Here is a 23,733-nt window from a genome sequence, read left to right on the forward strand (position 1 = left end):
GACAAATGTTATTTGTCTTTTACTTCTTCAAACTCTGCGTCAACCACGTCGTCACCGGCGTTTTTGGCATTATCAGCTGAACCAGGTTGGGCCTGGCCTGGCTGTGCTGCCGCTTGCAGTTTTTGCGCTGCCTGCATCAGAGTTTGAGTTTTTGCTTCGATTTCTGCTTTGTCACTGCCTTTGATCGCAGTTTCTAAAGCGCTGATCGCCGCTTCAATTTCTTGTTTGTCGTTGGTCGCTAAGTTAGTGCCAGCTTCTTCGACTTGTTTGCGGGTGGCGTGAACCAGCGCATCAGCCTGATTGCGGGTTTGCACCATCTCTTCAAACTTTTTGTCTTCTTCAGCGTTCAACTCAGCATCACGTACCATGCGTTCCACTTCTTCATCGGTCAGACCTGAAGAGGCTTTGATAGTGATTTTTTGCTCTTTGCCAGTGTCTTTATCTTTAGCAGACACATGCAGAATACCGTCGGCGTCTAAGTCGAAAGTCACTTCGATTTGTGGCTCGCCACGACGACCCGGACGGATACCTTCTAAGTTAAACTGACCCAGCGATTTGTTGGCAGCCGCTTGTTTACGCTCACCTTGCAGCACGTGAATGGTCACGGCAGCCTGGTTGTCATCCGCAGTTGAGAAAGTCTGTGACTTCTTGGTTGGGATGGTGGTGTTTTTCTCAATCAGCGCCGTCATCACGCTACCCATGGTCTCGATACCTAAAGACAATGGTGTCACGTCTAACAGTAATACGTCGGTCACATCGCCTGACAGTACTGCGCCCTGGATCGCCGCGCCTACAGCTACAGCTTCGTCCGGGTTGACGTCTTTACGTGGCTCTTTGCCGAAGAAAGCAGTTACAGCTTCCTGTACTTTAGGCATCCGCGTTTGACCGCCGACCAGGATGATGTCGTTAATGTCGCTTACTGACAGATCAGCATCTTTCAGCGCTTGTTTTAACGGCTCAATGGTACGTTGAATTAAATCTTCCACCAAAGATTCCAGCTTAGCGCGGGTCACTTTGATATTTAAGTGTTTTGGACCTGTGGCATCTGCAGTGATGTACGGCAGGTTCACTTCGGTTTGTGACGCTGAAGACAGTTCAATTTTCGCTTTCTCACCGGCTTCTTTTAAACGTTGCATCGCCAGTGGGTCGTGACGCAGGTCAATGCCCTGCTCTTTTTTGAACTCGTCTACTAAGTAGTTGATAACACGTGAGTCAAAGTCTTCACCACCTAAGTGGGTGTCACCGTTAGTCGACAACACTTCAAACGTTTGCTCGCCATCAACATCGTCAATTTCGATGATAGAGATATCAAAAGTACCACCACCTAAGTCATAAACTGCAACTTTGGTGTCGCCTTTTTTCTTGTCCATGCCATAAGCAAGGGCAGCAGCAGTAGGTTCGTTGATAATACGACGAACTTCTAAACCTGCAATCCGACCGGCGTCTTTGGTGGCCTGACGCTGTGCATCGTTAAAATAGGCTGGTACGGTGATAACAGCTTCAGTCACTGGCTCGCCCAGATAATCTTCAGCAGTTTTCTTCATTTTTTTCAGCACTTCAGCAGAAATCTGCGGCGCTGCTAATTTTTTGCCTTTGACTTCAACCCAGGCATCACCATTGTCAGCTTTGACGATTTGATAAGGCATGATTTTGATGTCACGTTGCACTTCAGCGTCTTCAAAACGACGGCCGATTAAACGTTTGATTGCAAATAAGGTATTTTTTGGGTTGGTCACTGCCTGGCGTTTTGCCGGCTGGCCCACTAATACTTCGCCATCTTCAGCATAAGCGATGATAGAAGGCGTGGTACGGGTACCTTCAGCGTTCTCGATAACGCGAGGTTGGTCGCCGTCTAAAATGGCCACACAGCTGTTTGTTGTACCTAAGTCAATACCAATAATTCTACCCATAACTGTACTCCGCTTTTGATTCTGAACAATTAAAATTGTGTTGACCGGTTAATGGGGCTAATCCCTGATCGATTCAAGGTTATTCCAACAAATTTTTTTGTTTTTTGCAGTTAAAGTGACTTTTTTGGCCTTTGACCGCAGTTTTTGTCACCAAATGCCAGTTATGAGCACTAATGCATGGATGCCAGTTTCAACAAAACCAATTCACCTTTGGGGCTTTTATCTACAGCTACAATTCGCTTCTTCAGGCTGTTTCGGTATAATCCCTTTTATCTGGTTTTTCATTATTACCTCAAGCAGGAATTCAGCTCATGCCATTACTTGATAGCTTTACCGTTGATCACACCATTATGAAAGCGCCTGCCGTGCGGGTTGCTAAAAACATGACCACACCAAAGGGCGACGCCATCACGGTGTTTGATTTACGTTTTTGTGTGCCGAACCAGGAAATCCTGTCGGAAAAAGGCATTCACACGCTGGAACATTTATTCGCCGGTTTTATGCGTGATCATTTAAATGGCAATGGCGTAGAAATTATTGATATTTCACCAATGGGCTGTCGTACCGGTTTTTATATGAGCCTGATTGGCACGCCGGACGAGCAACGGGTTGCTGATAGCTGGCAAGCGGCGATGGCCGATGTATTAAAAGTACAGCTGCAATCTGAAATCCCGGAACTGAATGTGTACCAGTGTGGTACTTATGAAATGCATTCTCTGGATGAAGCCAAGCAAATTGCTAAAAATGTCATCGACCGTGGTGTTGGCGTGAACAAAAACGATGAGCTGACGTTGGCGCCTGAGTTTTTAAAGGGCTGATATACCCTTCATCCTTGAAAATTCGGGGTATAAAAAAAGCAGCGTACCGGCTCATCGCTTAGTCGGCACGCTGCAACATCGCACTCTTTACCTTACAAACAATTTTTTATCCAAAAGCCTGTCTTTATAAACAAGCTGATCCTTTGGTCCAGACTCCGGCAATACCCGGCGTTTCGTTTTGGGTCCACCACTTCGCGGTATACTCAAAGCCCTGATGCTGCACTTTATTACCGCCGACATACACTTTTGTTGCTTCCCACACCGGTAAGGTGCAACCGTTTGAAGTGCCTTGCTCAAAACTCACTACCACAGTGGCATCAGCTTTCACCTGTACCAGGCTGAAATTCGCGTTAATCGGTTGCGCTACACCGTTGACCAGAATTGATTTGATGGTAAAGCCGCTGTTTGGCGTGATCACCAGCGCTAAGTTGGTATTGTCACGCACTTGCTGTACACCCGATGGGCTGACCGTACCGCCGCTGCCACTGACGCTAACCGTTACGCTGTGGTAAATGGCATTGGCCGGATCATCAATCGTCACGTCGCTGAAACTGCCCCCTTTTAAGCCAAAGAAATTGGCGGCGGTGAGACTGCTGACGGGCGTATTCAGCAAGCGGAGGGTTTTGGTGTCCCCTTGTGCGCCAGCGCCGTGCAGACTCAACACCGTGGTGCTGCCATCCTGCGACAACTTCAGCTGCGAAAAAGTGTAGGGAAAAGCACTTAAATTAATCACGGTATCAGCGGCTTTAAAATAATCCACCACTTTGGCCTGACCCCAACCCCAATTCTGATAACTCAGCATCACGGTAAAACCAAGCCGTTGATAACTGCCGGTAATATCAACAAACATCTCCGGATTGAGCTGACTGCGATTGACGTTTTTCAGTTCAATCCAGGAATAAATACCACCGTCCGCCGCTTGCGTGCCAACAAACAGGCTGCCGCCATCCTGAAAGGCTTTTAAATGTTTAAAGTCGATACCGGCAGTACCGCGGATCTGATCCGCCAGCGGATTAAAATTGTTGACGGTACTTTTGCCACTCCAGGCCAACGGATAAATGTTGCCCGCAGTAATCACCGACGCCGGATTGGCCAGTACTGTTGCCGCACTAACATTTTCCAGCACCAGACTCTGGCTGGCAAAATTGAGCGTTGCGCCATTGGCACCTTGGGTGATCGTCAGATTCGCCAGTGGGTTAGTACCGGTCCAGCCGCGCAACAAAATACGGTCATCGCCGACAGTAAAACTTTTCACCAGCGTATTGCCGCCGGCGGATTGATTCAGCTGGATCACATCTTTACCGCCACCGGTTTCCACCACATCGTTACCCCAACCGGCAGTTAAGGTTTCGTTGTATGGACTACCGCTGATCAGATCATTGGCTGGCGTGTCAAAAATGGTCGGATAACCGCCGAATTTGTGGATATATGTGGTGATACAGGTGCCAAGTTCGTCACAAGTAATGTTGTTGTTTGTCAACAGATCGGCTGTGCCCCAGGCGCCGCGTAAATGTGCCGCCGCCAACAAACCCGACATGGTGGCCTGAATGGTGATGTTATTGCCTTGTTCGTCTTTGCCCGGCCAGGATTTGGCCAGCGCTTGCGCCCAGGTCATATTGGCTTTGGTCAGTAACTCGGTCATCACGCCATAGTTAAACCGCATGACATCGCGGATCACCATTTCTTGTTTGTCCGGCAGCCGTAAATCGTTCAGGCTGCTGACGCCGTTTTTACCAACAAATTCACCAAGCCATAAGTTGGTGTCGGTCGCCAGTATATAATTGCCGCCGGATCCCGGAATTTCTGAACGTGCTTGTTTCACGCCATTGGCCCAGGTGCTGTCCGGCATAAAAATATAAAAACTATCGAGTTTTTCGTTCGCCAGCTGCACTTGACGCGGACTGTAATAACCGGCCGAAATTAGCACCGCCTCGCCTAACTGGTAGCCAATAAAACCCCAGGCATTTAGTGAGTTATATTGCATGGTGCGGAACATCGCCGCTTCATCCTGCGGATATTCGGCATAAAGATGATTCACCCCAAGCTTGGTGAAGAACTCGCGGATGGTGGTTGGCTCCGGGATCATCGAGCCAGTAACCGGATCCCGCACAATTTTGCCAGGCGCGGTAACACGGGCGTAGTTATACACCGGTAAATCCAATTTTTGCCGGTAGAAATCAGCTTTAGCCGGATCAATACCCGATTCAAAAGCACGCATGGTATCAAGAAAATTTTGAAAGGTGCCTTGGGTTGCTGCGGCTGTGTTGCTTAATCCAAGCATTATCAGTAAGCAGGCTTTTGAAAGCACTGGTAATTTTTTGTTGTGCATCGGTCGTCCCCTGTGTTTTTCGACGGTTAGTCAAATGTTCAGTTAACTAGTGAAGCAACTTTGCAGGTCGCTTTTTCGTTAACCATGAGCCAACCCGAACACAACGCTGAACCCGAGCCAGGTTCAGCCAACGGCTGGATATCGCAGGCCGTACGCCGTGAACTGCACTTTTGCACTATCGCACTTGTGCAGCCCGGCGTAGCGGTGTGGCCCGGATGAAATTGAGCTTGTTAAAAATCGACACCAACCCGCACGCCAAACATTCTTGGCGGGTTAAAGGTCGATCGGATAAAACCGTCGCGGAACTGGAAGTAGTTGGCGTTACGCACCACTTCGTCGGTCAGGTTCGAGCCATAAGCTTCCACATACCAATCGCCGCTGGCCGGCATTAATTTCACCGATGCATCAACTTTCCAGTACGACGGCTGCGCATCAGATAAATGGGCACCGTCGTAGTTATTCAACGAGGTATACATTTTGCTTTGCCAGTGCGCACTCAGTTGTGGCTCCAGCGCAAAACCAGAGGCCAGTTCAAAAGTGTGACGCACATTTAAAGTGCTGGACCAATCCGGTGAATAAGGCAGGCTGTTACCACTGATATCAACCACACCGGCGCAAGGTGTTTGGCCGTATTCCAGCCGCTCTGAACAGTAATAAGCGTCTTCAAACGGAATATTGTCGACCCGCGCATTTAACCAGGCGACGTAACCAGAAACCCGGCCGCCGGTCCACGGAATGTAATCCAATTCCAGCTCGAGACCTTTGAGCGTGGCTTCACCAATGTTGGTGGTGACGTTGTGGGTTTTTTCGCTGCCGTCTGGCCGAGTACCGACTTTCTGGTTGTTGGTAACCTGCATATCGGTGTATTCGCTGTAGAACAACGCCGCTGCGAGGTTCATCCGGCCATCCAATAACGCGCCTTTGTAGCCGGTTTCAAAGTTGGTGACTTCCTCCGGACCGTACGGCAGGTTGGAATACTGGCCGCAATCACAGATGTCAAAATCTTCGAAAAAACCACCGGCTTTAAAGCCCGTTGCGACAAAGCCATACAACATATCGCCAGATGGCAGGCGGTAATCGGCACCCACTTTCCAGGTGCCTTTTTCCCAATCTTCAGTGTGATAAGTACGACGCCCTGCCGTCAGCACCTGACCAAGCGGTGGATAAGTGCCCATGTCTTTGGTTAAGTTGTTCGACTGAATGCTGCCGTGAATTTTTGGATCGTATTTACCGTTGTAGTATTTGTCGCTGAACACCAACTCGTAACCTACACCACCGTTGTCGATTTTTTTATCTTTGGTCTGACGATAGCCCAGGGTCAGCTGCAGCTGTTCGGTCAGGCTGTAGTCGAACTGGCCAAACACTGCATCGGCATTGGCGCGCCGGTCATCCTGTGGGTAAGAAAATGCTGCCGGGTGGTAACCTAAAGCCGAATGACGCAGGCCGTGTACCAGCTCCACATCAAACTTGATTTTGTTTTTCTCGCGCATTGAAAACACCCCACTGACAAACTTCAGATCGGCGGCAGTGTAGGTAAATTGCAATTCGTGAATGGTGGAATCAAATGCAGCATTGGTGCGGGCGTAACGGTCAAATAACAGCGGATGGCTGAAGCTGTCTAATTTGGCACGCGACGGTGCGGCGGCAAAACCGGCATCTTCGTCAAACAACTGGTAACGTTCTTGTTGCGCCACACTAAACCGGTAATCGGCCGCCCATTCGTCAGTGAACATCCAGTTCAGATGTGAGCGCAGGCTGTCGATGGTCATATCCATATCGCCAGGGACGTTGATATTGGCGTAAAACTGCGGTTTGTTACATTGATCAACGGTGCCTTTGGCCTGATCACAATCTTTGAAAAACAGCTCGCCCGCGCTTTTATCGGCGAAATGTTCTAACGTTAGATCCCAGGTTAGCGTGTCAGTCGGTACCCAACGCGCCAGGCCGCGAATAGCCTGCTTGTTGGAGTTGGTGTAATAATCTTTTTTGCTGACGCGGCGGTTTTCGCGTTGATCAGTATCAGCAATGCCATCGGCAACCATTGGTTTACCGGTAAATGGATCTTTAATATCCGGTCGGTTGATGTCGCGGGTATCCATATCCTGCTCGATATAACCGTCGCGGCGATCTGCCATCAAGGCAAAACGCAGCGCAAAGCGTTCATTGACGGCAATATTGGTTAAGCCGCGTAATTGCTTGTGGTTGTAGTTGCCATACCCCAATACCACACTGCTATAGCTATTACTGGTGTCAGGTTTGTTTGGAATGACGTTAATCGAACCACCGGTCGAGTTACGGCCGAACAAAGTACCTTGCGGGCCACGTAATACTTCAACCTGCGACACGTCATATAATAGTGCTAACGCACCTTGTGGCCGTGGCGAGTAAATACCGTCAATGTGCACACCGACTGCCGGATCGCCGGTTTCGGTATTGTTGCCAGAGCGAACGCCGCGAATAGATGCCTGAATACCGGAATCAGTGCCTGACACCACAAACTGGGTATTTGGAATTGCGGTGGTGAGTTCACGTAGTTCTTTCACGCCGCCGCGGGTCAGTGCTTCCTGACTAAAAGCAGTGACCGCCACCGGTGTTTCCATTAAATAGGTTTTGCGTTTAGTAGCTGTGACGGCAATGCGTTCGATTTTGTTGGTTGCTGCGACATCTTGATTGCTGGCGGCAACTTGCTCTGCAGCTTGTGCAACTGCGGCAACCGCAACCGGACTGCCCAGAGCCAATCCAATGCATAAACTTAAATAACAACTTTGTACTGACTTCATAACTTGCTTCCCCGTTTCTTATTGTTGCTGTACCGGTCACGCTGAGACAAAGCTGCTGTTCATTTGAATTTGCTGGCCCTTGGCTGCGAGTGATGGTAGTGCTTGTGTTCCCTTCATCCTTGAAGTTGCAGGGTTGTTGCCTTCACTCGCTCGCTGGGGCGCCAGTCCGACCCAGTCACATAGGCAACTATGCTCAGGGTCGTACCGACACTTCAAACTCGCTCGTTTGTCGCCTACCTGCAACGTCAATGATTTTGGGTTTTAGATTCTATTTGTATAAAATTTAGTCTATTTGCTTTACTAATTATTTGTCAATCATATTGACTAATTAAATTCGCTATTTTTATAAACGATTAATTCTTAATAAAATTACTTTAACTTAATGAATAATTTAAAGATGTCCGTCGATCAGCGCTTTTGCGGCGGCAATGGCACTACAACGGCGACTGGAATAACTGCAAAGATAGGTGGCGAGTTCTGGGTAAGCCGCAAGTTCAGCGTCAGAACGTAGTGCCAGTACCATCACCTGCTCTCGCCACAACCCGACCGCCTGTCGCACTTTTTGTTGCTGCGCCCCAAGGTCTAGCTGGTCGCCTGGCAGCGGATAGTCTTCGGTGACCAGCACCAGCAACTTTCCTTCCGGCAAGGGCGCCCCGTTCACTAGCTGCTGTTGTAGAGTTGGGTAAGACCAAAACTCAACGGCTAATGGGCTTCGCTCCAGTTCAGTGCGCAGCACACTACTTGCAGGAATTGGATCGTTCGGACCGATACCACGGCTGTTGCAGATTTTGTCATAGCCTGCCGGATCCGCTACAAAAGCCAATAGCAGTGATTTTTGTTTTTGCTGCAGCGGAAAAACCCCGGCGCTGTTGCGTAGTAACTTCAGCGCTGATTGGGCGGCTTGCGTGGCGACCTGCGTTGCTGGTAATGGCTTGGTAGCTATTGTTTCCGGCAGCTGCGAGGAAAGCTGATAACGCAGACTAAGCACCCGTTGCAGCGCCTGATTAATCAGCGCTTCGGCCAACTCACCCTGTCGCACCGCTTCAATCACCCCGACAATGGTTTGCGCCTGCAGTTTTTTATAGTCGGTGCGTTCGTTCTCATAGTGCTCTTCACTGAGCATAATCATATCGGCACCAGCGTTCAGAGCCTGTACCGCCGCCGCCACCGGTGTATAAAACTGCCGCATCGCGCCCATATTCATACTGTCGGTCAGGATCACCCCGTCAAAACCCAGCTCGTTGCGCAGTAAATCGGTCAGAATTGCCGGCGATAAAGTGGCGGGATACTCGCCGTCCAGCGCCGGATAAAGAATATGGCTAGTCATGATCAGCGGTACCCCGGCCGCTATCGCCGCCACAAAGGGCTGCAGATGGCTTGCCAGTAACGCCTTTTTGTCCAATTCAACCCGTGGTAAACCGCTGTGACTATCGGTTGCGGTATCACCATGGCCGGGAAAATGTTTGGCGCAACTTAAGCTACCTGCTTGCGCTAACGCCTGCACTGCCGTTGCCACATGGCGGCTGACCAGCTCAGGACTTGCACCAAACGAACGTTGGCCAATAATCGGATTGTCCGGATTACTGTTTACATCGGCACAGGGCGCCAGAATGGTGTTGTAGCCAAGCGGTAACATCTGCTGGGCATACACCTGATACATCTGAGCCGTTAAAGCTAAATCATCAGTGACGCCGAGCGCCAGATTACCAGGTCCCAAATCGGTATGCTGCGTCAATACCCCCCAGGCGCCTTCCTGATCGACACCTAAAATCAGCGGCGCGTCACAAGCCCGCAGTGCCGCCGTATGTTGCAACTCACTGGCAAGCAGTCGCGCCGCTGTCGGATTAGGCGCATTGTCATCGGTCAGATAAAAACCGCCAATGTGAAAGTCAGCCACCAGCGTTTTGGCATAAGCTAAATCCTGACCGGCAAACGCCAGCATAAACAGCTGCCCGACTTTTTGTTCCAGCGGTAAACTGGCAACCAGCTGACTGATCCGGTGTTGCATTTGGATAATTTGCGTCATTTGCGTCAAGTCTCTTCCTGAAATAAATACTTAAGCCGCGACAGCCGCGCCGGTGATCAACGCCACCAGATGCTCTTTGCTGACATCAGTCAGCGCTACATCAGCCACTGAATGCCCCTGATACAACACCACTGCCCGGTCACAAGTTTCCAGCACATGCTGCATATTGTGACTAATCAGCAGCACCGCTACGCCTTGTGAACTAATCAGTTTAATCAGCGCATTGACCTGCGCGCTTTGCTCCACGCCAAGCGCAGCGGTTGGTTCATCCATAATCACCACATCAGCGCCCCAGTTCACCGCACGGGCAATGGCCACTGCCTGCCGTTGACCACCCGACAGGTTTTGCACTTTATTCAGGAAATCCGGCATCCGGCTATTCAGCCGATTCAGCGACTTGCGTGCCTGTTTTTGCATGGCGGTTTTATCCAGCCAGCCCAGCGCACGCAACAACGGGTTTTTACTGAGAATTTCCCGGTTTAAAAACAGGTTTTCACTGATATCAAATTCGCCGACCATCGCCAGATCCTGAAATACTGTTTCAATGCCAGCGTCGCGCGCCTGCTGCGGACTACTGATATTGACCACTTTGGCGTTGACTTTAATTTCACCGCCATCCGGCTGATGAATACCGGCGATACACCGCACCAGCGTTGATTTACCAGCGCCGTTGTCACCCAGTAACGCCACCACTTCACCTTTTTGCACACTAAAACTGACACTTTTTAACGCCTGTACCGCGCCAAAAGATTTGCTTAGATTGGTAATTTCCAGCGCCTGCTGGCCTAACTGTGTTCTAACCATTACGGGCCTCCCTCACGCCTATCGCCACTGCAACTATTAAAATCACGCCGCGGGCTATCATCTGCTCGTTGGTGGAAAACCCACTTAAAATCAGCCCGTTATTAATCATCCCCATCAACCAGGAACCCAGTACGGCACCTATGATACAAACCCGGCCGCCAAATAAACTGGTGCCACCAATCGCCACTGCAGCTATCACCGTCAACAAATCGGCTTCACCCAGGGTATAACGAGCGCCTTGCAACCGGCCGGCATACAACAAACCAGCCAGCGCCGCGCCGACCGCTGAAATCATCAATGCTTTCACCCGCATACTGCCAAGTGAAATCCCCATCGCCCGCGCCGCCTGCGGGTTGCCACCCACTGCCAGCAAATGCCGGCCAAACCGTAATTTATTCAGTAAGATATACCCAAGCGCGGTGATAAGTACGGTCCACAGCAACAACACCGGTACCCCAGCCGCATCACCGGCGCCAAACCAGAAACTAAAATCCTGATTAATAATCGGCACTGACTCCATACCGGTCAGTTGCCGGGCAATCCCGGCCAGTACACTCATGGTGCCAAGCGTGATCAATAACGACGACACTTGCAGTTTCTCGGTCAGCACGCCGTTAATAAAACCGACCAGCAAACCGACTCCAAGTGCCGCAACAGTCGCCAGCGCAATGCCACCTTCCGGCAGAATCAGCGCCGCGACCAGTGCACTGAGTGCCACCACTGCGCCTATTGATAAATCGATATGCCCCACCGCCAGCGCAAAACTAAGGGCAATCGCCATCACCGTCACCGGCGTGGTCTGACGGACAATATTCATAAAGTTATCAAACGAAAAAAAAGCGGTGTCGTGTAACACAACGGCGAATAGCGCCAACACCAGCAGGAAAATGTAATAAATGTAGGCATCACGTCGTAGCAAGAATTGTCGCAGCGGTAGCTGCTTGATCTGATGTCTGAGCTGTTGCGGGCGCAGCTGAGCAAATAATTCCGTCATTGGAAAACTCCGTTAAGGTTGAAGTACTGCTTGCAGCAACGGCGGTACCGGGCTGCGAAATGATTGCTGCCAGCTGCTGGCAACGTTGTCTTGCCGAACTGTGGTAAAGGGCACCAGCGTAAAAGCGGGCAATTTGCGGCCGAGCTCACTCAGTGCCGCCTGTCGCGCCATCGTCTGGCCAATCAGGTACGGCTGGTCGGCAATGGTCGCCAGCATATTGCCGCTGCGGGCTAAATCGAGCAGATTGTTGACGCCTAAATCATGGGTAATCACTTTAATATCAGCTCGCCCGGCTGCGCGCAGCGCTTCAATCACCCCTTCCGCCGCCGCATCCCACGACACATAAATCGCATCCAGTTGCGGCTGCTGCAAAATCAGCGCTGCCGCGACATCGGCCGTTTCCTGCTCCCGGACAAATCCTTTTTCCGCTACGAGTTGCAGCTGCGGATGTTTCGCCAGTTCCTCGCGAAAGGCCTGATCACGGTTGTTGGTAATAAAATAACTGGCATCGTGGAAAATGGTGGCGATGCGGGCCGGTTTTGTTTTGTCAGCATCCCGAGCTGAAAAATGACTGGCCAGAACTTTGGCAGCTTCCCGGCCCATGCCAAACATATCGTCGGTAACAATACCGGCGTAGTGCTGATTCAGCACAAAGCCCGGGATTGGATTGCTGAGCAGCACCAGTTTGGCGCCACCAGCAACGGCTTTTTGCAAACTACCTTTAGCACTAGCGGCATCCACCACCAGCGACAACATAAAATCCGGTTTCAGCATGCTGATATTTTCGATATCGGATGCTTGTTTGGCTGGATCAAACTGCGCATCGGTCACCGCCACCACTTTCACCCCCATCGCCGCAAATTCAGCAGTAGCGCCAGCCGTCACGGCGCTGATCCAGGGGCTGGAACCGTGCCAGACCAAAGCGGCGGTCAGTTGTTGCTGTTTGATTTGTTGCTGTTCCGCGGTGGTGATTTGGATCTGATTGGCAGTTGCGGCTTGCTGTAAGTCAGCAGCTAAATCTGCCCGCACCAACGCAACCGGACTGAAAATGCCGCCAAATAGCAAAACACCCGCTAAATACTTGCTGAAAATCACGCTACACCTGCTTGGTTGATATTGATATATTGGTTATATTACGACCAGCTATAATATGTCAATCAATTTTACTTAATAAAATTTAGCTATGAATATCAGCAACTATTGATATGCTGACCGACTGATTTTATGGCGCTACTGCAGATCAAGCGCCGGAAATAACTCAACAAACAATTCAACAAAGTACAATGCAGCGATAGCGTGAGCAGGACAAAAAAAAGCGGATGAAAGGTTCGAACTCTAAACAGAATAAATCGGTGAATTTGCGTCTGGTATTATCGCAGGTGGTGACGCATGGACCGGTGTCGCGCGCTGATATTGCCCGCGCTACCCATTTGACCAAACAAACCATCACCAATCTGATTGATGAATTGCTGGCGACTCAGTTAGTGATTGAAACCGGTATCAAAAAAGAAAAAGTCGGCAAACCATCAACCATGCTGATGCTGAATACACAACTGTGTTTTAGCCTGGCGATCCGGGTGTTCCCGCATCAGGTCGAAGTGGCGTTATGTCAGCTGGACGGCACTGTACTTGGCAATATCCGGCAGCCAGCAAATTCTGAGCAAGCCGAAACAGTACAACAGCTGGCGACGACGCTGTTAGCACAGCACCAAATCAACCGTAATCAGCTGCTGGGCGCTGGCCTGACGTTAGTGCAATTCGGTGATGTTGCTGTGGAGCAACGCCAACAACAAAATCAGCTGCTGCAACAACAGCTGATTGGTTTACTGCAGCTGCCGGTCGCTATCGAACATACTGCAGCCGCTTGTGCCGCTTTTCATCTGCTGCACGGCGAAGCGAAATTACTCGACAGTTTTTGTTATATCCATCTGGGGCAGCAGCTTGATGCAGCGCTGGTGTATGACCGCAAATTATTACTTGGTCACAATGGCCTGACTGGCGCTTTAGGCGAAATTTTTGTAACGCCGGATCTGGATGAAAAAACCACCGAACTCGGCCGGTTAAATGATTATGCCTCGGTCGCCTCGTTGACAAATTTCATCCGCAAAAAGCAGCCGCAATTACAAACACAATCGTTACTGACCATCAATGCCGATAGTGCTGGGGATAAACTGGATCCCTGGTTTGCCCTGAGCACTGAGCCAATGCGTATCGCCATTCATACCCTGGAAAGTATATTTAATTGTCAGACCATTATTATTGGCGGTGAAGTCAGTAGCTGGTTTTTAGATAAGCTAATCAGCAGGTTACGCCCTTTTATTCCATCAGTGGCACAGTTTGGCAAACGGGAAGTGCCGCGGCTGATTAAAACCCCGGATGTCGAGCTGATTGCGCTCAAAGGGTTGGGAACTTTACCGCTGCACGCGGCTATCCGCCTGGATGCCACCAATACCATCGGCTTGCCGCCGGTGTCAGCGCTGACGCCGCTGCAACAGCTGATTTTCAGTGATCCGGATCAGACAGCAGCGACCATCGAGGAAGATTAATACCAGAGAGCGGGGAGTTTTTAGCGCGATCCACGATGGGCTCTTGCAAAGCACAGAATACCGCGTTGATCGCTATGCGCGTTTCAGATTGTCATGCAGCATTTGGCGCAGCGCCGATGGCTGTTTAGCGCGGGTCGCAGAAGTGGCGTAGTAGTTTGAGGTATCGTTTTTAACCCGGTTCAGGATAATACCGCCGATATTTACCCCGGATTGCTCCAGCAGTTCCATTTTGGCGGCAAAGTCGACCAGCGGTGTTTTCTTCACATCGACCACCAGCTCTAATTTACCGACACATTTGGCCACCACCATCGCATCACTGACCGACAAAATCGGCGGACATTCGATAATCACCCGATCATACTTTTTCGCCAGTACTTTCAGAATGGCATCAAACCTTGGCATTGATAAAAACAGCAGCGGGTTCATTGGTCGAATGCCGGATGACAACACATCGGCGTTCAGTTCTTTGCAATAAAACACACATTGCTCAAAGGTATGAGTTTTTGCTAGTAAGTTGGTAAGCCCTGGCCGGTGCGGATTTTCGCCGAGTGCTTCAGCCAAAGCCGGAAAACGTAAGTCGGCATCAATGACAATCACCCGCTCCAGTTCCGAAAATGATTTTGCCAGTTGTAAACAAATACTGGACTTGCCTTCATTCGGAGATATTGAGGTTAGCGCTAAAATTTTCTGCGTATTCAGATGCTTATCTAGCAGAATATTGGTGCGGATTGATCGGATATATTCCTGATACAAAGTATATTGTTTACCGGACTGGCGGATCACCGGCAAAGCTTTGTCGATGCCTTTAACGCGAATCTGCGGCACCACGCCAATCAGCTTGTAACCAAAGCGGGCGGCAATATGGCGATATTTCGAAGTGACATCGGCGAAAAAATGCAGGCATAACACTAAAAATACCGCGCCAATAAAACCAATCATCAAAGCTGCAACTGACAACAAGAGTCGTTTGGGGCCGATTGGCGACATCGGCACTGTAGCCGGATCAACAACAATGATGCTGGAAGTTTTATTGATATCCTTCATCAATTCAGTTTCTTTCATTTTGTCTGACAAAGTGCCCAACAAATGTAGATTGGCCTGAATTTCAGCTTCCAGCTTTTTATGATCCTGTCCCACATTGACCAGGCTTTCCAAACTGGCCGTGGCACTGGCGACTTTGCCTTCAACCTGCAGCAACATCCGGCGTAGATCCGCCTGCCGCACTGTGTAGTTGTGCGTCAGTTTGTTAACCTCGGATTTTAGCTGTTGTTTACTAACTTCAATTTTTTTCGCCGCAGCAATATACCTTGGATGTTTTGGCAGATAACTTAACTTGAGCTGGGCAAATTCTGCTTGTTGCATCGACAATTGCTGCTGCAAAGTGGCAATCACCGGCACTGAACTTACTTCCGGAATATTGCTGAGCTGCTCAAAATCCTGCTGCAACAGACTGGTTTTACCCAGTAAAATAGTCAATTCCTGCAACTGCCGCGTTAACTCGCGCCGCTCCAGAAACAGCTGGGCAATTTCTTGCTTGACCAGTTCAACATCACTGCTGATATCGATAATATTGTGCAGCTGGCGGAATTGCTGCAATTTGTTTTCCGACAGCGCTAATTTACCTTTAACGTCATCAACCCGTTGGGTGATCCAATCACTCGCCTGGTGGCTATGTTGTTGCATCAGATTGCTCTGATAGGCCATAAAGCTATTGGCCACTAGATTAACCACTTCCGAAGAAATATAAGGGTTATGGTGAGTAAAGGTGATTTGCAGCAACGTGGTTTTGGGGACTGCCTGTACCGTCAGGCTACCAAGCAGGGCCTGCGCATCGTCACGCCGCTGGTCATCCGGTAAACCCAGTTGTAAATCTGCAGGCAATTGCGCCACCACATCTTTGGCAAACTGGGTTGAAGTCAGTAATTTGATTTGGGTATCAAGTTCGTCTGTACCATTGCCGGCACCAGGTATTAGCGACTGTAATGGATTGGACGCCAACACCCCTTTCACCATCAAGGTAGTGGAAGCACGATACATTGACGGCAGCTGCGCCACCATTAAGGTTACCACAGTAAAAATGCTGGCGGTGATCAGCAATATCAACCAGCGGCGCGCCGACAAAATGGCGAGAATGACGGTCAGTTCAATGACATCATTGCCTTGTTGCAGGGGTTTCTGGCCGCTGTTTCCCATTTAGAAGAAACTCTTATCTATTTTAATCACATCACCTGGCAGAATGATGGTATCGGATTTCGCGACAAAAGTGGCTTTGTCCGCCCCACGCTGAATATGCCACTGACTGCGCGAAGCTCGGTCCAGCAAACCACCGGACAGCGCGATTGCCTGCTCCAGCGTAATGTCTGGCTGATAAGGGTAACTGCCGGGGCTTCGCACTTCGCCGTAAATAAAAAACGGCCGGTAACTATCGACGGTAATTGAAACGCTTGGCGCCACCAGATACCCATCCTTAAGCAACTGCTCCAGATGCTCCTTGGCACTTTGTTGGGTAAGCCCGGTCATTTTAACACTGCCAAGCAGCGGCATATCGATAAAACCTTGCTGACTGATTTCGGCTGTGACCGATAAATCATCTTCCTGATAAACACTGATTTTGATGGTGTCACCAGGGCCAAACATATAACTCTGCAGGGTTGCCGGGGTCGCGTCAGCCTGCGCAGCAATACTGCACATCCAACAAAACATAACCCACAACATCGGCAGCAGTTTTACCATAACCAACTCAATTGCCAGAATATTTCATTGCGGTTGCGTTCGGCATTGGCACTATCTTGTTGCCGGAAGTACGCCAGACTCAGCTGACTTTGCCACTGTTGATTTAATTGCCAGTCCCAACCAAAGGTAAATTCCTGCCGTTTGCGCTGCAATATTTGCGCATCAAGGCGCGAAGAGCGGCGTCCTAGCGTAAATGTAAACAGATGCGGATCGCTGAACCGATAATTTAATTGTGCCTGATAGGTGGTATCCAGCTGGGTAATGCTATTGGTGGCATAAGACAACACCGATTGCCGGTGGCTACTTAGCAGCAGTTGCCAGTAATCCGACAACTGCCATAAATTTTCCACTTGCCAGTATGAGCCGGAATTTTTAACCCCTAAACTATCGCGCTGGAAATAACCCCCCAGCACCCGCAGTTTTTGTGAGCCAGCCCATTGCTGCATAAAACCGGCACCGATTTGCTGTAAGTCGGTGTCAATTTGCAATTGTTGTTCTTTGCGCAGTTCTGCATTGGCTAAAATGGAGGTGTTTTCGCTGATCCGATGGCCATAATCCAGCTGCAGAAAATCTGAATCCAGCTGATTGATCAGTCCGTTATCCAGCACAGATCCAGAATTGACATGAGATCGCAGACGATTTTGTTCGGTGCCGAGGCGCAACGCCAGATTTTGCCGATCTGGCTGCCTACCCAGCTGCAAAGCCAGGGCAAAACGCTTTTGATCATTGCGGACTGCAGGCTGTATTGCCGGATCAAGAAATTCAGCGCTACCAATACCGGCGATCAACTGTTGCCGCTGAAACCGGCTTTCCAAAGTGACATCGGCAGCTTCTGCCAGGAATAATTTTAACTCAGGTGCAAACTGATAATCCTGATCGTTCAAATCAGATTGTTCGCGGTAATGACGACTGGTGATTTTTGCCGGCAAGTACAGGCCAAAGCCTTCATACAGGCTAAGCCAATCATATTGCAGACCTAGTTGCAGGTGCTGCACCGATTCGGTTGCATCCACAGTGTTATAAAAATTGTTAGTTTGATTTACACCAACTGCAGTCCTGAATTCATTTTGTGCTTTGGTCCAATCAGTGGCAGCTGAAGCGCTGCTTATCCCTAAAAAAAGCGTTGAAAGTGCAAATATATACGGCCTGAACATCATTTTCACTCTTGAAAAATAAAATATCCCTATTTTGCCTTTTATTTTTCCCTTACGTCCATGGTAAAGGAGAACGCAGGAAAATTAAAGTGTTTAACAACTTTACTACCAATAGTTGGCAGAATTTGTGCGTTATTTGGATAAATCCGGGACAAAACACCACTCTACCTTGTTGTTGTTACCAAAGTAGAGAATAATCAAAGCAGGGATTTTCGGTACCAAGGAGTTCGGCGATGAAGCATTTGTTCCGTTGGCGGCCAACAAGCCCGGCACTGCTACTGTATCTATTGCCGATGCTGGCATTACCGGCGGTTGCTGCTGAAAAACTAAAGTTCGTCCTGTATTACCCGCAAGTCCCCCCTTATATGTATCAGGAAGCCAACAGTCAAAAAGTAGTGGGGCTGGTACCGGATTTGGTCAGGGACTTTTTTAGCCAGGAACAAATCGAGGTTGAATTTATTCTCGATAACCGACGTGGTGCCGAGCACCGGCTATATAGCGGCGATGTCGATGCGATGCTGCTGGCACGGGAATGGGCGGTGGATCCAGAACAACTGCTGTTTTCTGAACCCGTACTTACCCATCGTGATTTTTTATTTGCTTTGCAACCTTTTAATGCCAAAGAACAACCAGAGCAATGGCTGGCCGGTAAAAAAGTCTGTACCCGGCAGTATTATGTGTACGAAGCACTGGAACCCTATTTTCGAAAATCTGCTACCCAACGCATTGATTCGTCAAGCGAACTGGCACAACTACGCATGTTGCAAAACGGCCGCTGTGACTTTGCCTATCTCAATGAACATGTGGCGAAATGGATAGCATCACACCACCTGTCGGATGCCAAACTTTATCAATCACCGCTCGGCTTTGGGATGGTTGGCCTGACTATCGCCTTTCATCCCCGCTGGCAGGCTTATTTGCCCGGCTTAAATCAGTATCTGCAGAAAGTACGGCACCAAGGCTACATTGACGAAAAACTAGGTTGGTATATAAAAAAACCAGACTGAGTGATGACTCAATCTGGTTTTGGTGTGGGTGTCACCACAATCTTAACCGCAGTCTTAGATTTTAAACTGCGCCACCACCTGTTTCAGTTCACTGGCAGAGCCATCCAACTGCTTCGCTTCCTGCGTTAATTCCAGTGCATGGCTGGCAGTGTTATCAATCAAAGCCGTAATTGAATGTAAACTTTGATTAATATCTTCAGCAACGATGGTTTGCTGTTCAGTTGCCACTGCAATTTGCGTGCTTTGTTCCTGTACCACCACAATGGCTTTACTGATCGCCGCCAAAGCGAGTTGCATCGACTGTGCCCGACCGGCGCTGATCTCGGTCTGGCTGCGACCGCGCTCCATCACTTCTTCAGCCTGCTTGGCAATTTGTTGTAACTTTTCAACCATCCGCCGGATATCATCGGTGCTTTCGCGGGTACGCCCGGCCAACGACCGTACTTCGTCGGCAACCACCGCAAAACCACGTCCCTGCTCTCCCGCGCGCGCCGCTTCAATTGCCGCATTCAGTGCTAATAAGTTGGTTTGCTCGGCAATACCTTTAATCACATCGACCACAGTGCCAATACTTTCCGACTCTTTAGCAAGCCCCATTACCACTTGCACCGCTTCGACCATCCGGCTATCAAGCTGGTTCATATCGAGCACAGCAAGCTCAGACAGTTTAAAGCCATCCTGACCCTGTTGCTGGGCGTGCGCCGCAGCATCGCTGGTCGATTGCGCGTTATGACTGATTTCCTGCACAGTTGCTGCCATTTCGGTCACAGCCGCCGATACGGCATCAATTTGCAGTTTACCGTGCTGAATTTCCTGATTGGTTAAACCAACCACTTGATTCAGATGTTGACTGGAACTTTGCACTTGATGCGCCTGCTCGCGGGTTAACTGCAACGAATGGCGTAATTTCCCGACGAAGGTATTAAAGTGCCCCGCCAGCGCGCCAACTTCGTCTTGCTGCTCAATCGCAATGGTGCGGGTTAAATCACCATCACCACTGGCGATATCCCGCATCGCGTCGGTTAGTTTAATCAGCGGGCGGGTGATCAGACTGGTACTGAACAAAATCGTCAGCGTGATAATCGACAGGATCAGCAAGGTTCCAATTAAAGCCCAGTTAATGGCCGACTGAATAGGCCCGTCAATAAGCTTTGCCGGAACCATCACCCCCACCAGCCATGCCATCTGTGGAAACTCCAGCTGCACCGGCTGATAAGACACGTAATAATCCTGCCCTTGAAACTTCAGCTGCGAAAAACCGGCGGTTCCAGCTTGTGCAGCTTTGGCTAAAGTGGCAAAACCCTGGCTGTCTTTGGCTTTTTGATCAAATTCAGCAATGGCATCATTCGGTTTTACTTCAAGGCCTTGTTGTTCAGGGAAATGCACGATATTGCCTTTGCCATCCAGTAAAAACGGGATGCCCTCGCCCTGATAGCGGATGGTGTCGACTTTATCGCCAACTTTATTGATATGTAAATCTAAACCGCCCACACCAAGCAAGCGCCCGTCCGGCAAGTAAACAGGCCCTTCTACGACCGCTGATACAATGCCGGTGGTGAAATCGGCCGAAGGTGAACCGACAAAAAACTTATTGTGCTGCATCGATTCCAGATACCAGGGACGCTTAGTGGCAAAATAGCCTTTATCGACTTTGCCGGCATCCGGGCCTTCAGTATCAACACCAGTGCGGGAATCTTCCCGGAAATACTCCGCGGAACGATCCAATGCAAAAAACGCCGATAAAATAGTGTCATCACTGCTACTAATGGTTTTAAAGGTTTGGTTAATTTCGTTATAGCCAGGCAAGCCGGTTAATTCAGTGCCGCGCCCCGGATAACCGACAAACCATTGCTGAAATTGTGGACTGTGTAAAAAAGTACGGGCGACCTGCGCGTACTCCGCAAAAAATTGTTCAACTGACACCGCTTCCTTTTGCATCAGACTATTTACTTCGGCTTCAACCTGCGCCCGGGTTTGTGTCGCCAAATGGCTGACCACCAGCACAGCAGCCAACATAAACAACACTGCGGTAGAACCGCCTACCGTCATTAATATTTTAGTTTTTATTGATGTTATTTTTTTATACAACATGAGACCCCCAAAAAGTTGCCGCCCCATAAAAACATAACGACCATCAGAAATCCAGAGGGCTAAGAAGCAAGAGCCTGTTATATTTTTTCTTTATGTCGCACTAATTTAGCGCAATATCCGCACCCAAAAGCAGCTACTTAATGTATTAGCAGCTATCACCATTTCCGGCTCAGGATGACATCAGAGTTGCCACGAATATTGTGTAGCAGCGTTTGCGCCAGTTAAGTGCAGTGACGAGCCGTGATGATGACTGTTTGGGAGTTAACAGAACAAAATCGATTGAAAGATTCAGAAACAAAACAAGGGATTGGATAATTACAGGATGTAGCAAACACAAAAACGCCGGGAGCGTTTTTTTACAGCTTCAGCTGGTCCCGAAGGGATTTTCTACAGGGATGAAGAAAACACAAAAACGCCGGGAGCGTTTTTTTTCAGCTTCAGCTGGTCCCGCAGGGATTTTCTACAGGGATGTAGAAAACAAAAAACCTGCGCTAGGCAGGTTTAATGGTGGACGCAGGAGGATTCGAACCTCCGACCGCTCGGTTCGTAGCCGAGTACTCTATCCAGCTGAGCTATGCGTCCGTTGTACTAATTTTTTACTTCTTTTACTACTATTTTTACTGCATCCAGCAAGGTAGCTTTTTAGTTGATTTAGATGGTGGACGCAGGAGGATTCGAACCTCCGACCGCTCGGTTCGTAGCCGAGTACTCTATCCAGCTGAGCTATGCGTCCATCTAATCTAAAACAACTGGCGGAGGGAGAGGGATTCGAACCCTCGATAGAGTTTCCCCTATACACCCTTAGCAGGGGTGCGCCTTCAGCCACTCGGCCATCTCTCCGCGCTACGTTGCGGTGCGTATATTAATGTCTCAGGAAAATAAGTCAAACATTTTTTCCTGCTTAAAAGTTTGTTTGCTGACCTTTTAAGCAATCTGAGCAATTAATGACGAAACCGGGCAAAAATCACACAACAAAACAACAAAAACAAATATTTAGCGCAACAGTCTTATTGATCATCATCCGGGGTGTAGCTGCCGGGAGTGCCTTTTTCTGCCTGAATTCGCATATAAATTTCTTCGCGGTGCACTGAGACTTCTTTTGGTGCATTCACACCGATGCGTACCTGATTTCCTTTGACACCTAACACTGTGACCGTCACTTCATCACCGATCATTAAAGTCTCACCGACCCGACGGGTTAATATAAGCATTCGCTTGCTCCTATCCTTTTAAAAAATCCAGTTTTATTGTTCGACGCATTGCCTGAGGGATCCGCGTCCATGTCCACAATCATAACCCAGCATTCAAATTTATGAAAATACTGGAATTAACTCTCCGTGGTTACTAATGCCTGATGCAGGCGCGCCGCTACTTTTTCAAGGAGCTCCGCTGCGATTAATACTGAAAACCGGCTTTCCGCATGACAAAGTGCCCAAATTTGCACATTCATCTCAAAAAGCAGGCTGAAAATCCTGGCCACTAACATCGGATCAGATTTGATTCCAATCCCTACAACCGACAGTTTAGCAAGGTTCTGGTCGGGATGATGTACAGTAATAACACTATTTTCGGTTATTTTCTGCAATGCATCAGTCACTTGTAGCAAGTCTGCTGCGGCAAGGCTGAAGCTGATCGTTAGCTGTTCCGGCCATAAACCGGATTGCTGCAGCATGTCGGTCTCTATATTCAACTCCGCCAACATACCGACGACTTGCTGCCACTGAGTGATTGTGACTGTCTCCAGCCGCAATAACGTCACCCCGCTTTGTCCGGCAATGCCTGAAATATAAGGCTGGGTCATTAACTTATCCTCATCCACAATCAAAGTCCCGGCGTCCGGTTTAAAAGTCGATAACACCCGCAGCGGCACTTTAAAGCGTCCGGCGTATTCCACCGAGCGTGAATGCAACACTTTGGCGCCAAGGCTTGCCAACTCCAGCATATCGGTAAATGGCATCAGTGGTAGTCGTCTGGCGTCCGGGCAAATTCGCGGATCAATACTGTATACGCCATCGACATCGGTATAGATCTGACACTCATCAGCAGAAATAGCTGCTGCCAGCGCCACTGCCGAAGTATCCGAGCCACCCCGACCCAATGTTGTGACATTTCCTTCGATATCACGGCCCTGAAAACCTGCTGCAACCACGATGTGGCCTTGCTCCAGTTCTTGCAACAACCGCTCACTGTCGACTGCTACAATGCGGGCTTTGCCAAATTTATTATCGGTGTGAATACAAATCTGATCAGCCAGCAACGATACCGCCGGATAACCGCGTTTTATCAGCGCCATCGCCAGCAACGCCACAGTAACCTGCTCGCCAGTGGCCGCTAATACATCGAGCTCACGGCTGGCCGCACGTGGGTCTATCTGTTGCGCCAGGCCAAGCAGACGATTGGTTTCACCTGCCATTGCTGACACTACAGCCACCACTTTGTGGCCCGCCTGAATACTGCGGATGATCAGCTCCGCCACCCGTTCAATCCGATCGGTGGACCCGACTGAGGTGCCACCGAATTTCTGAACTAATAAAGCCACTT

At 49.4% G+C, this 23,733-nt stretch carries 16 protein-coding genes and 3 tRNA genes; 3 read left to right on the plus strand and 16 right to left on the minus strand.

What is annotated here, in order from left to right:
- Window positions 1-8 precede the first annotated feature (8 nt).
- Window positions 9-1,910 (minus strand): molecular chaperone DnaK, encoded by a 1,902-nt coding sequence (dnaK, locus tag A5320_RS01960; RefSeq protein ID WP_068060225.1) that lies wholly within the window; start codon window positions 1,908-1,910, stop codon window positions 9-11.
- A 311-nt stretch (window positions 1,911-2,221) separates the two neighbouring features.
- Here dnaK and luxS point away from each other — a divergent pair, with 311 nt between their 5' ends.
- Window positions 2,222-2,728, plus strand: coding sequence for an S-ribosylhomocysteine lyase (gene luxS / locus A5320_RS01965; protein ID WP_068060228.1), 507 nt, complete (start codon window positions 2,222-2,224; stop codon window positions 2,726-2,728).
- Between the two features lie 124 nt (window positions 2,729-2,852).
- Here luxS and A5320_RS01970 read toward each other — a convergent pair whose 3' ends face one another.
- From A5320_RS01970 to A5320_RS01995, 6 genes are all read right to left on the minus strand, one after another.
- Window positions 2,853-5,057 (minus strand): carbohydrate-binding protein, encoded by a 2,205-nt coding sequence (locus tag A5320_RS01970; RefSeq protein ID WP_068060231.1) that lies wholly within the window; start codon window positions 5,055-5,057, stop codon window positions 2,853-2,855.
- 230 nt (window positions 5,058-5,287) lie between these two features.
- Entirely contained in the window at window positions 5,288-7,837 is a 2,550-nt protein-coding gene (locus A5320_RS01975) for a TonB-dependent receptor (protein ID WP_068060234.1), read from the minus strand.
- Window positions 7,838-8,228: 391 nt separating this feature from the next.
- Window positions 8,229-9,863, minus strand: a complete 1,635-nt coding sequence (locus A5320_RS01980; protein ID WP_197489951.1) for a glycoside hydrolase family 3 protein — start codon at window positions 9,861-9,863, stop codon at window positions 8,229-8,231.
- Window positions 9,864-9,893: 30 nt separating this feature from the next.
- Entirely contained in the window at window positions 9,894-10,667 is a 774-nt protein-coding gene (locus A5320_RS01985; protein WP_068060236.1) for an ATP-binding cassette domain-containing protein, read from the minus strand.
- Entirely contained in the window at window positions 10,660-11,661 is a 1,002-nt protein-coding gene (locus A5320_RS01990; RefSeq protein WP_068060239.1) for an ABC transporter permease, read from the minus strand. The genes A5320_RS01985 and A5320_RS01990 overlap by 8 nt, the downstream gene beginning before the upstream one ends.
- A 12-nt stretch (window positions 11,662-11,673) precedes the next feature.
- Window positions 11,674-12,756 (minus strand): substrate-binding domain-containing protein, encoded by a 1,083-nt coding sequence (locus A5320_RS01995; RefSeq protein ID WP_157605586.1) that lies wholly within the window; start codon window positions 12,754-12,756, stop codon window positions 11,674-11,676.
- A gap of 224 nt (window positions 12,757-12,980) precedes the next feature.
- Here A5320_RS01995 and A5320_RS02000 point away from each other — a divergent pair, with 224 nt between their 5' ends.
- Window positions 12,981-14,207, plus strand: a complete 1,227-nt coding sequence (locus A5320_RS02000) for an ROK family transcriptional regulator (RefSeq protein WP_068060242.1) — start codon at window positions 12,981-12,983, stop codon at window positions 14,205-14,207.
- A gap of 72 nt (window positions 14,208-14,279) precedes the next feature.
- On the opposite strand, the gene A5320_RS02005 is transcribed toward A5320_RS02000, so the two are convergent.
- From A5320_RS02005 to A5320_RS02015, 3 genes are read right to left on the minus strand one after another with little or no spacing between them, the layout of a single operon-like run.
- Window positions 14,280-16,400, minus strand: a complete 2,121-nt coding sequence (locus A5320_RS02005) for a GumC family protein (protein ID WP_068060245.1) — start codon at window positions 16,398-16,400, stop codon at window positions 14,280-14,282.
- Entirely contained in the window at window positions 16,401-16,940 is a 540-nt protein-coding gene (locus A5320_RS02010) for a polysaccharide biosynthesis/export family protein (RefSeq protein WP_068060248.1), read from the minus strand.
- Window positions 16,934-17,935, minus strand: coding sequence for a hypothetical protein (locus tag A5320_RS02015; RefSeq protein ID WP_157605588.1), 1,002 nt, complete (start codon window positions 17,933-17,935; stop codon window positions 16,934-16,936). The genes A5320_RS02010 and A5320_RS02015 overlap by 7 nt, the downstream gene beginning before the upstream one ends.
- 392 nt (window positions 17,936-18,327) lie before the next feature.
- Between A5320_RS02015 and A5320_RS02020 the strand changes: the two genes are divergently transcribed.
- On the plus strand, window positions 18,328-19,101 hold the full coding sequence (locus tag A5320_RS02020) for a substrate-binding periplasmic protein (RefSeq protein ID WP_068060254.1): 774 nt from the start codon (window positions 18,328-18,330) through the stop codon (window positions 19,099-19,101).
- Between the two features lie 54 nt (window positions 19,102-19,155).
- On the opposite strand, the gene A5320_RS02025 is transcribed toward A5320_RS02020, so the two are convergent.
- The 6 genes from A5320_RS02025 to A5320_RS02050 all read right to left on the minus strand — a co-directional run bounded on the left by A5320_RS02025 (window position 19,156) and on the right by A5320_RS02050 (window position 23,731).
- On the minus strand, window positions 19,156-21,150 hold the full coding sequence (locus tag A5320_RS02025; RefSeq protein ID WP_197489952.1) for a methyl-accepting chemotaxis protein: 1,995 nt from the start codon (window positions 21,148-21,150) through the stop codon (window positions 19,156-19,158).
- 547 nt (window positions 21,151-21,697) lie between these two features.
- A tRNA-Arg gene (locus A5320_RS02030) sits at window positions 21,698-21,774 on the minus strand.
- Between the two features lie 74 nt (window positions 21,775-21,848).
- Window positions 21,849-21,925: transfer RNA gene (locus A5320_RS02035), tRNA-Arg, on the minus strand.
- Window positions 21,926-21,942: 17 nt separating this feature from the next.
- Window positions 21,943-22,032: transfer RNA gene (locus A5320_RS02040), tRNA-Ser, on the minus strand.
- A 167-nt stretch (window positions 22,033-22,199) separates the two neighbouring features.
- A complete protein-coding gene (csrA, locus tag A5320_RS02045) occupies window positions 22,200-22,403 on the minus strand; it encodes a carbon storage regulator CsrA (protein ID WP_068060260.1) in 204 nt (67 codons plus the stop codon).
- A 116-nt stretch (window positions 22,404-22,519) separates the two neighbouring features.
- The gene (locus A5320_RS02050) at window positions 22,520-23,731 is read right to left on the minus strand and encodes an aspartate kinase (protein ID WP_068060263.1); all 1,212 of its coding nucleotides are present in this window, start codon (window positions 23,729-23,731) and stop codon (window positions 22,520-22,522) included.
- Between the last annotated feature and the right edge of the window lie 2 nt (window positions 23,732-23,733).

Source organism: Rheinheimera sp. SA_1, assembly GCF_001669775.1.
Lineage (GTDB): Bacteria > Pseudomonadota > Gammaproteobacteria > Enterobacterales > Alteromonadaceae > Pararheinheimera.

What these genes read in the sequence shown, in the direction of transcription:
- dnaK (WP_068060225.1), bottom strand. Translation starts at nt 1,910, where the DNA reads ATGGGTAGAATTATTGGTATTGACTTAGGTACAACAAACAGCTGTGTG.
- luxS (WP_068060228.1), top strand. Translation starts at nt 2,222, where the DNA reads ATGCCATTACTTGATAGCTTTACCGTTGATCACACCATTATGAAAGCG.
- A5320_RS01970 (WP_068060231.1), bottom strand. Translation starts at nt 5,057, where the DNA reads ATGCACAACAAAAAATTACCAGTGCTTTCAAAAGCCTGCTTACTGATA.
- A5320_RS01975 (WP_068060234.1), bottom strand. Translation starts at nt 7,837, where the DNA reads ATGAAGTCAGTACAAAGTTGTTATTTAAGTTTATGCATTGGATTGGCT.
- A5320_RS01980 (WP_197489951.1), bottom strand. Translation starts at nt 9,863, where the DNA reads ATGACGCAAATTATCCAAATGCAACACCGGATCAGTCAGCTGGTTGCC.
- A5320_RS01985 (WP_068060236.1), bottom strand. Translation starts at nt 10,667, where the DNA reads ATGGTTAGAACACAGTTAGGCCAGCAGGCGCTGGAAATTACCAATCTA.
- A5320_RS01990 (WP_068060239.1), bottom strand. Translation starts at nt 11,661, where the DNA reads ATGACGGAATTATTTGCTCAGCTGCGCCCGCAACAGCTCAGACATCAG.
- A5320_RS02000 (WP_068060242.1), top strand. Translation starts at nt 12,981, where the DNA reads ATGAAAGGTTCGAACTCTAAACAGAATAAATCGGTGAATTTGCGTCTG.
- A5320_RS02005 (WP_068060245.1), bottom strand. Translation starts at nt 16,400, where the DNA reads ATGGGAAACAGCGGCCAGAAACCCCTGCAACAAGGCAATGATGTCATT.
- A5320_RS02010 (WP_068060248.1), bottom strand. Translation starts at nt 16,940, where the DNA reads ATGGTAAAACTGCTGCCGATGTTGTGGGTTATGTTTTGTTGGATGTGC.
- A5320_RS02020 (WP_068060254.1), top strand. Translation starts at nt 18,328, where the DNA reads ATGAAGCATTTGTTCCGTTGGCGGCCAACAAGCCCGGCACTGCTACTG.
- A5320_RS02025 (WP_197489952.1), bottom strand. Translation starts at nt 21,150, where the DNA reads ATGACGGTAGGCGGTTCTACCGCAGTGTTGTTTATGTTGGCTGCTGTG.
- csrA (WP_068060260.1), bottom strand. Translation starts at nt 22,403, where the DNA reads ATGCTTATATTAACCCGTCGGGTCGGTGAGACTTTAATGATCGGTGAT.